This is a genomic window from Halostella limicola (assembly GCF_003675875.1).
GTDB lineage: Archaea > Halobacteriota > Halobacteria > Halobacteriales > Natronoarchaeaceae > Halostella > Halostella limicola.
Genome location: NZ_RCDI01000002.1, coordinates 621,302 through 635,537 on the forward strand (window position 1 = coordinate 621,302; position 14,236 = coordinate 635,537).

Annotated in this window: 17 protein-coding genes; 13 read left to right on the top strand and 4 right to left on the bottom strand. The window is 73.2% G+C overall.

Annotated features, from left to right (window positions below; all coding sequences use genetic code 11):
- The first annotated feature begins 6 nt into the window (after positions 1–6).
- Together D8670_RS11105 and D8670_RS11110 are read left to right on the top strand one after the other, a co-directional pair.
- Positions 7–594 (top strand): hypothetical protein, encoded by a 588-nt coding sequence (locus D8670_RS11105; RefSeq protein WP_121818171.1) that lies wholly within the window; start codon positions 7–9, stop codon positions 592–594.
- Complete coding sequence (locus D8670_RS11110) at positions 591–1,238, top strand: DUF2238 domain-containing protein (protein WP_121818172.1); 648 nt, start codon at positions 591–593, stop codon at positions 1,236–1,238. Before D8670_RS11105 ends, D8670_RS11110 begins: the two co-directional genes overlap by 4 nt.
- 6 nt (positions 1,239–1,244) lie before the next feature.
- Here D8670_RS11110 and D8670_RS11115 read toward each other — a convergent pair whose 3' ends face one another.
- From D8670_RS11115 to D8670_RS11130, 4 genes are all read right to left on the bottom strand, one after another.
- Positions 1,245–1,457 (bottom strand): heavy-metal-associated domain-containing protein, encoded by a 213-nt coding sequence (locus D8670_RS11115; RefSeq protein WP_121818173.1) that lies wholly within the window; start codon positions 1,455–1,457, stop codon positions 1,245–1,247.
- A gap of 11 nt (positions 1,458–1,468) precedes the next feature.
- Complete coding sequence (locus D8670_RS11120) at positions 1,469–2,371, bottom strand: arylamine N-acetyltransferase family protein (RefSeq protein WP_121818174.1); 903 nt, start codon at positions 2,369–2,371, stop codon at positions 1,469–1,471.
- Entirely contained in the window at positions 2,371–2,952 is a 582-nt protein-coding gene (locus tag D8670_RS11125) for an NADPH-dependent FMN reductase (RefSeq protein ID WP_121818175.1), read from the bottom strand. Before D8670_RS11125 ends, D8670_RS11120 begins: the two co-directional genes overlap by 1 nt.
- A gap of 113 nt (positions 2,953–3,065) precedes the next feature.
- Positions 3,066–3,464, bottom strand: a complete 399-nt coding sequence (locus D8670_RS11130) for a universal stress protein (protein WP_121818176.1) — start codon at positions 3,462–3,464, stop codon at positions 3,066–3,068.
- Positions 3,465–3,563: 99 nt separating this feature from the next.
- Between D8670_RS11130 and D8670_RS11135 the strand changes: the two genes are divergently transcribed.
- From D8670_RS11135 to D8670_RS11185, 11 genes are read left to right on the top strand one after another with little or no spacing between them, the layout of a single operon-like run.
- Entirely contained in the window at positions 3,564–4,760 is a 1,197-nt protein-coding gene (locus D8670_RS11135; RefSeq protein WP_121818177.1) for a M24 family metallopeptidase, read from the top strand.
- Between the two features lie 41 nt (positions 4,761–4,801).
- Complete coding sequence (locus D8670_RS11140) at positions 4,802–5,431, top strand: HAD family hydrolase (RefSeq protein WP_121818178.1); 630 nt, start codon at positions 4,802–4,804, stop codon at positions 5,429–5,431.
- Positions 5,422–6,324 carry an adenosylcobinamide-phosphate synthase CbiB gene (gene cbiB, locus D8670_RS11145; RefSeq protein ID WP_121818179.1) on the top strand — a complete coding sequence of 301 codons (903 nt, stop codon included), beginning with the start codon at positions 5,422–5,424 and terminating at the stop codon, positions 6,322–6,324. The genes D8670_RS11140 and cbiB overlap by 10 nt, the downstream gene beginning before the upstream one ends.
- Entirely contained in the window at positions 6,315–7,130 is an 816-nt protein-coding gene (gene cobS / locus D8670_RS11150) for an adenosylcobinamide-GDP ribazoletransferase (protein WP_233752226.1), read from the top strand. Before cbiB ends, cobS begins: the two co-directional genes overlap by 10 nt.
- Positions 7,130–7,672, top strand: coding sequence for an NTP transferase domain-containing protein (locus D8670_RS11155; RefSeq protein ID WP_121818594.1), 543 nt, complete (start codon positions 7,130–7,132; stop codon positions 7,670–7,672). Before cobS ends, D8670_RS11155 begins: the two co-directional genes overlap by 1 nt.
- Positions 7,669–8,682, top strand: coding sequence for a nicotinate mononucleotide-dependent phosphoribosyltransferase CobT (cobT, locus tag D8670_RS11160; RefSeq protein WP_121818180.1), 1,014 nt, complete (start codon positions 7,669–7,671; stop codon positions 8,680–8,682). Before D8670_RS11155 ends, cobT begins: the two co-directional genes overlap by 4 nt.
- A complete protein-coding gene (gene cobD, locus D8670_RS11165) occupies positions 8,679–9,689 on the top strand; it encodes a threonine-phosphate decarboxylase CobD (protein WP_121818181.1) in 1,011 nt (336 codons plus the stop codon). Before cobT ends, cobD begins: the two co-directional genes overlap by 4 nt.
- A complete protein-coding gene (locus D8670_RS11170) occupies positions 9,682–10,395 on the top strand; it encodes an adenosylcobinamide amidohydrolase (RefSeq protein ID WP_121818182.1) in 714 nt (237 codons plus the stop codon). Before cobD ends, D8670_RS11170 begins: the two co-directional genes overlap by 8 nt.
- Positions 10,392–11,699 (top strand): cobyrinic acid a,c-diamide synthase, encoded by a 1,308-nt coding sequence (locus tag D8670_RS11175; RefSeq protein ID WP_121818183.1) that lies wholly within the window; start codon positions 10,392–10,394, stop codon positions 11,697–11,699. The genes D8670_RS11170 and D8670_RS11175 overlap by 4 nt, the downstream gene beginning before the upstream one ends.
- 23 nt (positions 11,700–11,722) lie before the next feature.
- Positions 11,723–12,343, top strand: coding sequence for a cob(I)yrinic acid a,c-diamide adenosyltransferase (locus D8670_RS11180; protein WP_121818184.1), 621 nt, complete (start codon positions 11,723–11,725; stop codon positions 12,341–12,343).
- The gene (locus D8670_RS11185) at positions 12,343–13,893 is read left to right on the top strand and encodes a cobyric acid synthase (RefSeq protein ID WP_121818185.1); all 1,551 of its coding nucleotides are present in this window, start codon (positions 12,343–12,345) and stop codon (positions 13,891–13,893) included. The genes D8670_RS11180 and D8670_RS11185 overlap by 1 nt, the downstream gene beginning before the upstream one ends.
- The last annotated feature ends 343 nt before the right edge of the window (positions 13,894–14,236 follow it).

Sequence of the window (14,236 nt, forward strand, 5' to 3'; positions counted from 1 at the left end):
GCGACCGTGGCTTCGCTCGACGCACTCACGCGCAGCGAACCGGTGAACGCCGCTCTCTCGTGGCTGTTCGCGAGCGTCGTCGTGCTCGCGGCCGTCGAGAGCGTCTTCACGGCCGCATACCTCTGGGCCGGATTCGCGTTCCTCGTCGCGGCCGTGACCGCGGTGCCTCCCCTGCTGTCCGGCGACTGGACGATGGTGGTCCCCTGGCCGCTACCGCTGGTCGCGGCCGCCGCCGCCGCCGCCCGGGCCGTCGGACTGTACCCCGAGATAGCCGGCTACGTCGCCGTCGCGGCGCTGGCTCTCGTCGCAGTGGTCGAACTCGACGCCTTCACGTCGGTGGAGATGAGCCGCCGGTTCGCCGTCGCCTTCGCCGCCATGACGACGCTCGCGGTGCAGGCGCTCTGGACCGTCGCGCAGTTCGCCTCGGACGTGTGGCTCGGCACCGACTTCCTCACCACGCAGCGCGAACTTCAGGTCGATATCGTCGCGGTCACCGTCGTCGCGGTCGTCATGGGCGCGGCGTTCCAGTGGTACTTCGCGCGGTTCGAACACGCGGGATCGCACGAGCACCCGACCGTCACTCGCTCACCATGACCCTCGGCGAAGCTCTCGGACTCTCAGACGACCGTGAACGCCTACTCGCGCGGGCACTGCAGGCCGTCCTCGCGGGACTGGTCGTCTACGGCCTGGCGACGCTCCGACTCGGGCTGGCGGCCAACGCCGGGATCGCGTTGGCCGTGACGCTCTTGCCCGCGCTCCTGCGGCGGGAGTACGGTTACTCGATGGACGCCGGACTTGTCCTCTGGATCGTGCTCGCCGTCCTCCTCCACGTCGTCGGATCGCTCGGCCCCTATCGGTGGTTCTCGTGGTACGACGAGATCACTCACACCGTGTCGGCGGCGTTCGTCGCGGGCGTCGGGTACGCGCTGCTCCGGACGTTCGAGATCCACTCCGAGGAGGTCGACGTACCCTCGGAGTTTCGCGCGGTCTTCGTCGTCGTCTTCGTGCTCGCGTTCGGCGTCGTCTGGGAGGTGTTCGAGTTCGGTGCCGTCCTGGTGTCTCGCCTCCTCGGCGTCAGGTCCCCCGTACGCATCTTCGGGATCGACGACATCGTCACCGACATGGTGTTCAACGCGTTCGGCGCGGCGGTCGTGGCGGCATGGGGGACGGGCTACTTCGACGGCGTCGTCGGCTTTCTCATACGCAGAACCGGATCGGCGAACGAGGAGGGCGGGTGAGCGCGGTTACTCGACCTCGTAGCCCAGCTCCTCGACGGTGATCTCGATCCGCTCCTCCGACTGGATGTCGTGGTCGAACTCGATCTCGGCCGCGCCGGTCTCCGCGTCGATCTCCGTCCCCATCACCCCCTCCAGTTCCGAGAGTTCGCTCTCGATAGCCTGTACGTCGTCCGACGATTCGATCTCTCGCACGGTGAACTCCGCGTTGCTAACTGCCATAGTGTCCCGGTTCACAGTACGTCGGGGAGACGGGTTACTCTAGCCCTCCGGGTGGCGTCAGGGCGGTCGCTACTCGGCGGGGGCGTCCGCAGGCCGAACTCGGTCTCCAGCACGTCGTGCCACTCCTCGGGGTCGACCGAGCGCTCCCGCTTTCCGCCGTCGGCGTACACGGTCAGCGTCTCCGTCGACAGCCGTTTGTGTCCGCGCTCGGTCGCGATCGTGACGACCGGGTCGCCGGTGAAGGGGGACTCGGGCGCGGTCGCAAGGAAGTCGCAGGTCGCCGCGAAGTACGAGCGGTCCCGCGGCACGTCGCTGAAGACGTAGCGGTCGCTCCAGCCGTCGGCACCGTCGCTTTGGTCGCTCTCGTCGTCGCCGTCCGCCTCGCCGTCCTCGCCGGGCGTTCGGTACTGCGACACGTACGCCGCGTCGGGGCGGTCGGACTCGACGACGCGCCACTCGACGCCGGCGGCGTCCTTCCTGACCGTGCCGTCGAGCGGCGTCGCCCGTCGCATCGTGGGCGTCCCCATTCCCACGTCGACGACGTATCGCCGGTCGAACTCGACGACGTGGGTGAGGTGGTTCGCGGGCGGGCGCGCGGTGCCGTCGTTCACGACGCGGGCGGCGACCCGGTCCGGGTCGAAACCGAGGTGGCGAAGCAGTCGCCCGAACAGGCCGTTGAGTTCGTAGCAGAAGCCGCCGCGGCGTCGCTCCACGATCTTCTCGTAGAGGCGGGCAGGGTCGAGGCTCACGTCCTCGCCGTCGCGGGGACCGAAGGGGTCGCCCGTGATCGACAGCGTCTCGAACGGGACGCTGGTGACGTGGGCGCGCTGGAGGCGTTCGAGCGTCTCGCGGTCCGCGGCGTCGACCGCTGCGGCGTCGAGGCCGATCCGGTCGAGGTAGCGGTCGGGGTCCATCAGTCCACGCTCGCCGGTTCGGGCGCGGGCGCGGCGGCCTCGGGGTAGCCCTCGACGCCGGCGTAGCGGACCAGCGCCTCGCCCAGTTCGCGCACCCGACGCTCGATGTCGCCGTCCCGAATCCCGTCCGCGCCGACCGTCGTCCCCGAGTTCGGGACGGCGACCTCGCAGGGAAGGGGCCACGCATCGAGCGTCAGCGCGACCTCCCGCAGGTGTTCGAGGGTCGACCCCGGGAAGCCCCCACCGGCGACCGCCAGCCCGGCGACGGCCGTCCCGTCGAAGTCGTCGCGCTTGCAGTAGTCGAGGGCGTTTTTCAGCGCCCCCGAATACGAGCCGTGGTACACCGGGGTCCCGAGGAGGACGGCGTCGGCCTCCCGCACGCGGCGGCGGAGGTCGACGGCGTCGCTCGCGTCCCGTCCCTCCCAGCCGTACGGTAGGAGTTCGTAGTCGCGCAGGTCGATCAGGTCCGTCATCGCGCCCGCCGCCGCCGCGGCGTCGAGCGCTGTCTCCAGCACGGCCCGCGTCTTGCTGTCGTCGTTCAGGCTCCCGCACACCGCCGCGACGCGTGGACTTCCGTTCATCGTTACTCGCAACTACCCGGGAAGCCCACTAAAGCGCTCCCTGAAGCGAATTTTTGGCGAGAGAGTGACACGTTCGGAGAGGCGGGCGACGGCACGCCTCCCTCTCCCAGATCTCACCCCTCCGCGCGCCCGGGGAGCACCACGGGGACCGGCGAGTTCAGGATCACCTGCTGGCTGACGCTCCCGAACAGCGCCTTGCCCGTCGGCGACCGCTTCCGGCCGCCCACGCAGATGGCGTCGGCGTCGACGCGGGACGCCTCCTCGACGACGCTCTCCGCGGGGTCGCCGCTTCCCTCCCCGACGGCGACCTCGACCCCCCGCTCCTCCAGCACGTCCCGCGCCCGGCGCACGCCCTCGATCTGCGTCGCCGACGCGCCGGACGGGTTGTCGGTGAACGAGTGGTACACGGTCGCCTTGACGGCGTCGGGCGCTTCGGGAAGACCCGCGACCGTCTCGGCCTGTCGTCGCGCCTGGTCGCCGTCCGTGTCCACGGCCAGCAGTACGTGGTACATGCGTGACCGTTCGTCGAGGGGACAGTTATCCGTTGCCCCGATTCTCTCCCCGTTCGGACCGCCTGAACGCTTTTGCCCCCGCCGGCCGTGGACGGCGATATGTCGACTCGCGTTCCCGACAGCGAGTTCGGGGACCGCCTCGCGGCGGTTCGCGACCGCCTGGCCGAGACCGACGCCGACGCGGGCGTCTGGTTCGGCGCGACGAGCATCGAGTACCTCACCGGGTTCGACCACATCCAGACCGAGCGGCCGGTCGTCCTCGCGGTGACGGTCGACCGCGTCGCCCTCACCGTCCCCCGCCTGGAGGTCGAGCGGGTCGAACCGAACCCCCGCATCGACGCCGTCTACGACTACTTCGACTACCCCGGCGGCGCCCCCGTCGAGACCGCGGTCGGGATGCTCGACGACCTCGGCGTCGACCGCGTCGCCGCCGACGCCGAGGGCGCACCGGGCGTGATGGGCTACGAGGGGCCCCCGCTCACCGAGTTCGTCGAGGTGGAGATCCAGTCGTGGGTCGATCGCCTGCGCTGGGCGAAATCGGACGCCGAGGTCGACCTGATCCGCGAGTCGGCGCGCTGGGCGAACCTCGGCCACCGCTACCTCGCCGACTACGCCGAGGCCGGCGCGCACCCCGCGACGGCGAGCCAGCGCGCCTCGCTGGAGGCGTCCAGGGTCATGCTCGACACGCTCGGCGACCGCTACGTCGCGCGGACCCGCGGCGACGGTCCCGTCACGGCCGGGTTCATCAGCGGCGAGCAGACCGCGCTCCCCCACGGCCACACCGCGAACCGCCGACTGGAGGACGGCGACGTGCTGATCACCGGCGCGACCGCGAACGTCGACGGCTACTTCGCCGAACTGGAGCGCACGATGTTCGTCGGCGAGCCGAGCGAGGAGCAGGAGCACTACTTCGAGGTGATGCTCGAAGCCCAGTCGATCGCCATCGACGCGCTGGGGCCCGGCGCGTCCATCAGCGCGGTCGACGACGCGGTGCGGTCGTACTTCGAGGAGCAGGGCGTCGCGGACCTGGCGCGACACCACGTCGGCCACAACATCGGCCTCGGCGCGCACGAGCCGCCCTACCTCGACCACGGGTGGGACGACCACTGCGCCGCGATCGACGACCGCGACGAGCGGGACCGCGAGATGGAACCGGGCCACGTGTACACGATCGAACCCGGCATCTACACCGACGAGGCGGGCTACCGCCACTCCGACACCGTCGCCGTCACGGAGGACGGGACGGAGACGCTGACGTACTTCCCGCGGGAGATAGCTGGGAACGTGATCCGGTGATCACCGATCGATTCAAGTGAATTTGCACTAGCTACGACACAGTGGCAGTAACGTTCGACCTCTTCGGCACGCTGGTGGACGCCGACCGGCCCGCCGACCCGGCTTCGGCCGTCGCGCGGGAGCTCGCGGCCCGAGACGTGTCGGTCCCGGCCGACTGGGCCGACGCCTACCGCGAGGTCCACGTCGACGCGCCCGAGGGCGCGGAGGTTCCCTTGCCGGCCCACGTCAGTCGGGCGCTCGCGAGCCGCGGCGTCGACGCGCCCGGCAACGCTCCCCGGCGCGCCGTCGTCGCGGCGTTCGACCCCGAGGTCGAGACCAGACCGGGCGCACCAGAGGCCGTCGCAGCGGCGGCCGACCGCGGCCCGGTCGCCGTGCTCTCGAACTGCAGCGTCCCCCAACTGGCCCGCCGGACGCTGATCCGGTCGGAGCTGGACCGCGACGCGTTCGACGCCGTCGTCACCAGCGTCGCCTGCGGGTGGCGAAAGCCCCACGAACGGGCGTTCGAGACCGTCGCCGACCGGCTGGGCGTCGACGCCGCCGACCTCGTTCACGTCGGTGACGATCCCCGGACCGACGGGGGCGTCGAGGACTGCGGCGGGACGTTCGTCGACGTCGGGGACGTACCGCTCGCGGACTTCCCGGACTGGCTGGAGGGTCACCCGTGCCCCTGACCGGCCCGCCGGCGGTCGCGCTCGCGTTCGTCCTCGACCGCGCGGCGGCGGAGCCGCCGGCCTCGCTACACCCGGTCGCGTGGTTCGGACGCCTCGTCGCGCCGGTCGACCGGGCGTGGCCCGCGCCGCGGCTCGCCGGCCTCGTCGCCGCGCTCGCCCTGCCGCTTTTCGCGGGGGGAGTCGCCGTCGGGCTCGTCCGCGGCGCGGGCGCGCTGCACCCGGTCGCCGCCGCGGCGGCCGCCGGCCTCGTCCTGTTCGTGACGACGAGCCTGCGGATGCTGCTCGGGGAGGTACGCGCCGTCGTCGACGCGACCGAGACCGACCCCGACGCGGCCCGCGACCGCCTGCGCTCGCTCGCCGGGCGGGACGCCAGCGACCTCTCGCCCGCGCAGGTCCGGAGCGCCGCCGTCGAGAGCGCCGCGGAGAACCTCGCGGACGGGGTCGTCGCGCCGCTGCTCGCGTTCGCCCTGCTCGCGCCCGCCTCGCTGGCGCTGGGGGCCGGCGCGGCCGCGTGGGTGAAGGCGGTCAACACGCTCGACTCGATGCTCGGCTACCGCTCGAAGCCCGTCGGGTGGGCGAGCGCCCGCCTCGACGACCTCGTCATGTGGCTCCCCGCCCGCGTCGCCGCCGCCCTCGTCGCCGTCGCGGCGGCGGACCCCGACGCCCTGCTGAACGCCCGGCGGTGGGCCGGCGCGCCCCCCTCGCCGAACTCGGGGTGGCCGATGGGCGCGCTCGCGAGCGCGCTGCAGGTCCGCCTGGAGAAGCCGGGCGTCTACGAACTGAACCCGATGGGGACGCTCCCGACGATCGACGAGGCGCGGCGCGGCGCGACCGTCGTCTCGCGGGCCGGCGTCCTCGCGTACGCGCTGGCGGGGGTGGTCGCGTGGCTCTGACCCGGCGCGTGACGACGCGGGTCGGGGGCGGCGTCGCCGCCCTGCGCGGCGCCGTCGGGTTCCTGACGCGCATCCCCGTCGGTCGCGATCGGGAGTCGTGGGAGGCGTTTCGGACGACGCCGGCGACGTTTCCGCTGGCCGGCTATCTCGCCGGCGCGCTCGTCGCGGTCCCGTTCGCGCTCCCGGCGCTCGCCGCAGCCGGCCCCGCGCCCGGCGGCCTTCCGGCGCCCACGGCGGCGTTCGCGTACGTCGTCGCCGTCTACGCCGTCACCGGGATCAATCACCTCGACGGCGTCGCGGACCTGGGCGACGCCGCGGTCGTCCACGGCGACGCCGAGCGCCGGCGCGACGCGATGAAGGACACGACGGTCGGGGTCGGCGCGGTGCTCGCCGTCGCGCTGGTCCTCGCGGGACTGGGACTGGGCGGCCTCGCGCTGGCCGGCCTCCCGGTCGCCGCGGCCGTCGCGGTCGTCGTCGCCGCCGAGGTCGGAGCAAAGGCGGGGATGGCCGCCGTCGCCTGCTTCGGGACGGCGACCCACGAGGGGCTCGGGTCGGCGCTGACGGGGCCGGCGTCGCCGCAGTCGTTCGCGCTCCCCGCGGCCGTCGCCGTCCCCTCCGCCGCGCTGGCGTGGCCGTCGCTCGCGGCGGCCGCGGCGCTGGCCGGCGCGGGCCTCGCCACCGCAGTGCTCGTCCGGCGGGCGCGGACCGCGCTCGGCGGCGTCGGCGGGGACGTGTTCGGCGCGGTCAACGAGGTCGGCCGGGTCGCCGGCCTGCACGCGGGGGTGATCGCGTGGACGCTCTCCTGATCTGCGGCGGGAAGGGGACCCGGCTCGACGCGGCCGTCGAGAAGCCGCTGTTCGAGGTCGGCGGCCGGCCGATGGTCGACCGCGTCGCCGACGCCCTCGACGAGAGCGCCGTCGATACCACCTACGCGGTCACCTCGCCGCATGCGCCCGAGACGGCCGCGCACGTTCGCGACGACCTCGATTTGCCGACCATCGAGACGCCGGGCGACGGGTACGTCGCGGACCTCGACGCGGCGCTGTCCGCCGACGCGGTCGAGCCGCCCGTCCTCACCGTCGCCGCCGACCTGCCGCTGCTCGCGGGCGACGCGGTCGACGCCGTCCTCCGGGCGCACGAGGGCGGGTCGCTCACCGTCTGCGTCCCCGCGGCGCTGAAGGACCTGCTCGGGGCGAGCCACGACGCGGCGGTCGACGGGCTCGCACCGACCGGAATAAACGTCGTCGACCACTCCGATTCCGACACCATGCACACGACACACGACGCGCGACTCGCAGTGAACGTGAACCGCCGGTCAGACGCCGAGGTCGCGGAGGCCCTGCTGTGAGGCTCGTCCTCGCCGCGGGGACGACCCGCACGGCCGAAATCGAGGGGATCAGCGCCGCCGGCGCGGACCCGGACGCCATGGTCCACACCCCGAGCGCCGACGCCGAGATCGTCGCGTACGGCGAACCCGTCCGCGCGCCGGTCGTCCCGGTGAGCCCGACGGGCTGTCCGACGCCGGCCGTGATCACCCGCGCGGTGCGGGACCTCGTCGGGTTCGACCTCGCCGTGGTCGACGCCGGCCTCGCGGAGAACACCGCCGCGCCCACGGTGACGGTCGGCGCGCAGCCGGGCGAGGACATCCGCGAGGAAGACCCCGTCAGGACCGCGCCGGGCGCGTTCGCCGCCGCCCGGCAGTTCGGCCGGGCGCTCCCCGACGACGAGATACTCGTCGGCGAGACGATCCCCGGCGGGACGACGACCGCGCTGGGCGTCCTCACCGCCCTCGGCGAGGAGTTCGGCGTCTCCTCGTCGCTCCCCGACAACCCCGTCGAGCGCAAGCGCGAGGTCGTCGCCGCGGCGCTGGACGCGAGCGGCGTCGCCCCCGGCGACCTTGCCGGCGACCCGAAATCCGCCGTCCGATACGCCGGCGACCCGATGCTCGCGACCGTCGCCGGCCTCACGGCCGGGGCGCTCGGGACGGACACCCACGTCACGCTGGCCGGCGGGACGCAGATGCTCGCCGCCGCGGCGCTGGTCCGCCACGCCGACGTCGACGCGCCGCTGTCGCTCGCCACTACGTCGTTCGTCGCCGAGGACGACGGCGTGGATCTGGACGGCGCAGCCGAGCGGTTCGACCTCGACCTCACCGTCACGGACCCCGGGTTCGACGAGAGCGGCCACGTCGCGATGGAGCGCTACGTCGCCGGCGAGGCGAAGGAGGGCGTCGGGATGGGCGGCGCGCTGGCGCTGGCCGACCGCGCCGGCGTCCCGACGGCCGAGGTGCGCGAACGAGTCGAAGCGGTGTACGAGAACCTCCTGGGCGACGAGAGCGCCCTCGCCGGAGGGCGATGAACCCCGACGCCGTCGCCGAGACCGGGCGCGTGCCCCACGGCGGGAGCACCGACGAGCGCGTGATCGACTTCAGCGCGAACACGAACCCCGAGCGCCCGCCGGACGTGGTGAGCGTGTACGAGTCCGCGTTCGAGACGGCGCGGCGGTACCCCGACGACGACTACGGCGAGTTCCGCCGCGCCGCCGCGGAGTACCTCCACTGCGCGCCCGGACGCGTCGTCCCGACCGCGGGCGGCCTCGAAGCGATACGGCTCGCGATCGAGACGACGGTGGAGGCCGGCGACACCGTGCTCGTTCCCGCGCCGAGCTTCGGCGAGTACGCCCGCGAGGTGCGCCTGCAGGGTGCGGAGCCGGCCTTCGTCGACCACGACGCTCTCCTCGACGCCGACCCAGCGGGCCACGCCCTCGCGATCGTCTGTAACCCGAACAACCCTACCGGCGAGGCGTACGATCCGGACGCGCTCCGGGCGTTCGCCCGGCGCTGTCGCGAGGCGGGGACGACCCTGCTCGTCGACGAGGCGTTCCTCGGGTTCACCGGGCACCCCTCGATAGCCGGCGAGGACGGCGTGATCGTCGCGCGCTCGCTGACGAAGCTGTTCGGCCTTCCCGGCCTCCGCGCCGGGTTCGCCGTCGCGACGGGCGAGCACCGCACGCGGCTGCAGAACGCCCGGCGGTCGTGGACCCTCGGCGCGCCGGCCGCGGCGGTCGGCGCGCACTGCCTGCGACAGGCGGCGTTCGTCGCGGACACCCGCGAGCGCGTCGACCGGGAGCGAGCGCGACTGCGGGACGCGCTCTCCCGGGACTTCGACGTCTACCCCTCCGACGCGCCGTTCCTGCTGGTCGACGTCGGCGACCGCGACGCGGGCGCGCTGGTCGCCGCGCTCCGGGACCGCGGCATCGCCGTGCGCGACGCGACGACGTTCCGCGGCCTCGACTCGCACGTCCGGGTCGCCGTGCGCACGGCCGAGGAGAACGACCTGCTCGCGGAGGCGATGCGGGATGTTTGAGACGGCCGTCCGCGACGGCGTCGCGCGGCTCGCTCGCCCGGGCGCTCGCTGGCTGAGCACCGGGTTCGATGGCGGCGAGCGTCGCGCCGACGCCGCGTACAACGTCACCGTCCCGGAGGGCTGGGACCGCACCGACCTCGCCGACTACGTCGCCGAGCGCCGCGCCGACGCGGGGTTCGAGACCGACGGGCCGGCGCTCCTGACGGGCGTCTCCCAGCGCCACGCCCGCGTCGCCCGGCACGGTCCCGCCGCGGCGGTGGCGACGGCCGGGCTGTCGAACCCGTCGCCGCTGTTCGCCAGCGCGGAGGCGGACCGGGGCGCGGAGGACCCGTCCGGCGCGCCGCCCGCCGGCACCGTCAACGTCTTCGTCGGCGTCGAGCGCTCGCTCGGCCCCGGCGCGCTCGCCAACCTCGTCGCGGTCGCCGCGGAGGCCAAGGCCGCGACGCTGTCGCGCGAGACGGGCTTTCCCGGAACGACCACCGACGCCGTCGTCGCCGCCTGCGACCCCGACGGCGATCACGCGCGGTTCTCCGGGAGTGGCACTGCGGTCGGCTCGGCGGCACAGGCCTGCGTCCGTGAGGCGGTGCGGGCCAGCCTCGACTCGCGGTACGCGGCCGAGGACGAGACGACGCCCGACTCCGTCGCCGACGCCCGCCACGGCGTCACTCCGGTCGCCGCGGCGGACGTGGAGGTGTTCGCGCCGTGAAGGGGGTCGTCCTCGGCGGCACGAGCTCCGGCGTCGGCAAGACCGTCGCGACGCTCGCGGTGGTGCGCTCGCTCCAGCGCGAGGGGTACGAGGTACAGCCGGCCAAGGCAGGGCCGGACTTCATCGACCCGAGCCACCACGAGGCCGTCGCGGACCGCCCCTCGCGGACGCTCGACCTGTGGCTGGAGGGCGAGGACGGTCTCAAACGGAACTACCACCGCGGCGAGGGCGACGTGGCCATCGTCGAGGGCGTGATGGGCCTGTACGACGGCGACGGCTCCAGCACAGCGATGGTGGCCGAGGCGCTCGACCTCCCCGTGGTCCTCGTCGCCGACGCGAAAGCCGGGATGGAGAGCGTCGCCGCCACGGCGCTGGGGTTCCGGGAGTACGCCGACCGGATCGGCCGGGACATCGAGGTCGCCGGCGTCCTCGTCCAGCGCGCCCACGGCGGCCGCCACGAGCAGGGCATCCGCGACGCCCTGCCCGACGAGCTGGAGTACCTCGGTCGCATCCCGCCGAACGGCGACCTCGAGATCCCGGACCGCCACCTCGGCCTGCACATGGGCAGCGAGGCGGCGCTCCCCGAGGACGCGCTGGACGCCGCGGCCGAGCACGTCCGGACGGAGCGGCTGGTCGACCTCGCCGCGGAACCGCCGCGGCCGGCCGGGAGCCTGCGGGAACGCCGCGCTCGCGAGAAGACCGTCGCCGTCGCGCGGGACGCGGCGTTCTGCTTCTACTACCCGGCGACGATGGAGCGCCTGCGGGAGCGCGCGACGGTGGAGACGTTCGCGCCGACGGCGGGCGACGACCTGCCCGACTGCGACGGGGTGTACCTCCCCGGCGGCTACCCAGAACTCCACGCCGCGGACCTCGCGGCGAGTCCCGCGCTCGACTCGCTCGCCGACCGGGCCGCAGAGGGCCTCCCCGTCCTCGGCGAGTGCGGCGGCCTGATGGCGCTGACGCGCTCGCTCGAACCCGCGGACGACGACGCCGAACGCCGCGAGATGGCCGGCGTCCTCCCCGCCGACGTGACGATGCACGACCGCTATCAGGCGCTCGACCACGTCGAACTCGAAGCGACCGGGGACGCGCTCACCGCCGACACCGGCGGGACGCTGCGGGGCCACGAGTTCCACTACTCCAGCGCCGACGTGGACCGGGACGCCCGCTTCGCGTTCGACGTGGTGCGCGGCGACGGCATCGACGGCGAGCGCGACGGCCTCACGGAGTACCGGACGCTGGGTACGTACGCGCACGTCCACCCCGAGAGCGGGGCGTTCGACGCGTTCGTGGCGCACCTGTAACCGATGACCACCCGATCCCACTCATGACAGACGACACCGCATCCGACGGACTGCGCGCACAGGCTATCGACCCCGCCGACCCCGACGAGTTCGGCCTCGTTCAGGTGTGGTGGGGCGACGGCAAGGGCAAGACGACCGCCGCGATGGGCATGGGCTTTCGCGCGGCCGGCCACGGCTACCGCGTCCACATGCTCCAGTTCATGAAAGGCGGCGCGGGCAGCGTCGAGGACGTCCGCGGCGAGTACAACGCGATCGACGCCTTCCCGCGGTACTCCTACGAGAACAGCGGCCACTACGGCTGGCACGGCTTTCACGACGGGAGCGAGGACGACGAGCACGCGGCCCGCGCGCGAGGCGGCGTCGCCCGGGCGCGGGAGTTGCTCGACGACCCCGAAATCGACGGCGAGCGCGTCCACATGCTGATCCTCGACGAGATACTGTACGCCGCGAACCGCGGGCTGGTCGACCCCGAGGACGTGGTGGACCTCGTCGAGTCGAAGCCGGACGACCTCGAACTCGTGCTGACGGGCGGGCACGAGCGCCCGGAGTACGTCGTCGACGCGGCGGACCTGGTCACCGAGGTGCGAAAGGAGAAACACCCCATCGACGCGGGTCAGGGCGCGCGGAAGGGCACGGAGTACTGATGGCCGAGGACGCCGTCTCCGCGGGCGACCCCGACGCCCGGACGGTCCTCGTCGCCGGCACCGCCAGCCACGTCGGCAAGAGCACCGTCGCGGCCGGCCTCTGTCGCCTGCTCGCGCGCCACGGCGTCGACGTCGCGCCGTTCAAGGGCCAGAACATGAGCAACAACGCGCAGGCGGTGCCGAAGGCGGGCGAGACGGACGCCGATGCCTTCGGCGAGATCGGCGTCTCGCAGTATGTCCAGGCCCGCGCCGCCGGTGTGCCCGCGACGACCGACCACAACCCCGTCCTGCTGAAACCCCGCGGCGAGGGCGAGAGCCAGCTCGTGATCCAGGGCGAACCCGTCGGCCACTACGAGGCAGACTCGTACTACGAGGAGCACTGGGACGACGCCCGCGCAGCGGCGGTCGAGTCCCACCGACGGCTGGCCCGCGACCACGACGTGGTCGTCGCGGAGGGGGCCGGCTCCGTCGCCGAGATAAACCTGCACGACCGCGACCTGGCGAACGTCGAGGCGGCGCGGTTCGCGGACTCCGACGTGGTGCTCGTCGCGGACATCGAGCGCGGCGGCGTCTTCGCCAGCCTCGTCGGGTCGCTCGAACTGATGCCCGACGACGTTCGCGAGCGGGTGGTCGGCTGCGTCATCACCAAGTTCCGCGGCGACGAATCCCTGCTCGAACCCGGCATCGCGGAGTTCGAGGAGCGGGCGGGCGTCCCCGTGCTCGGGGTGCTGCCGTACGACGACCCCGGTTTCCCGGCGGAGGACAGCGTCTCGCTGCCCGCGGTGGGTGAGCGAGAGGTACGGGGCGCGGACGACGGCGTCCCCGACGCGGACGCCGTGACGGTCGCCGTCCCGCGTACGCCGCGCATCTCGAACTTCACGGACTTCGAGCCGCTGGCGCGTGAACCGGGCGTGCGCGTGGCCTACGTCCCGCCGGAGACGGATCTGGCCGACGCCGACGCGGTCGTCCTCCCGGGTACGAAAAACACCGTCGACGACCTGCTCGAACTCCGGGAGGCGGGCTTTGGCGAGGCACTCGCCGCCTTCGACGGCCCAGTGGTCGGCCTCTGCGGCGGCTACCAGATGCTCGGCGAGCGGATCACGAACGCGAGCGTCGAGAGCGCGGATCCGCGCTTCGAGGCGACGGAGGAACGCGACGCCGTCGAGGGGTTCGGTCTGCTCCCCGTCGAGACCGAGTTCTCCGCGGACAAGCACGTGACGCGGACGACCCGCCGCCTCGACGGCGCGGGACCGCTGGCGGGGGCCGACGGCGAGGTGTCCGGCTACGAGATCCACATGGGCGAGACGACGGCAACGGGTGAGGTGATGCGGCCGTTCGACGGCCGCGGCGCCACGACGAGCGACGCGCTCGGGACGTACCTCCACGGGCTCTTCGAGAACGACGTCGCGCGCGAGGCGTTTCTGGAGACGCTGTTCGACGGCGAGCGACCGGCGGCGGGGAAGCGTCGGTCGCCGTACGAGGCCGCTGCCGACCTGATCGAGTCGAACGCGGACCTCCATCGGCTCGGGGTCGAAACCGCATTCGAGTGATCCGCGGCCGACCACGGCGGGAGCGATCGACCGCGCAACCCCGAGGGCTCGATGCGTCGCAGCCGAATCGACGGGGCGACAGGTCACCGACTCGGACGATAACCGCGTATCGCGTTATTCGATAACAAGCGTGACGTTTCTTGCCGCCGTCTAGCCAAAAGTATTACATCATCGTACTGTTAACTGGAAGTGTGGTCGTCGCCGCCACGTCGTCTCGCCACACTGCAAGACTGGCGACAACCACGCCAACGGGGGTCGCGGGCACCGCTTTCCGCCGTGCCTGACCCTCGTTCCCTCACCCCACCCCCACGTGCGACGGGAACTCCCCGTTTCACGCTCCGTT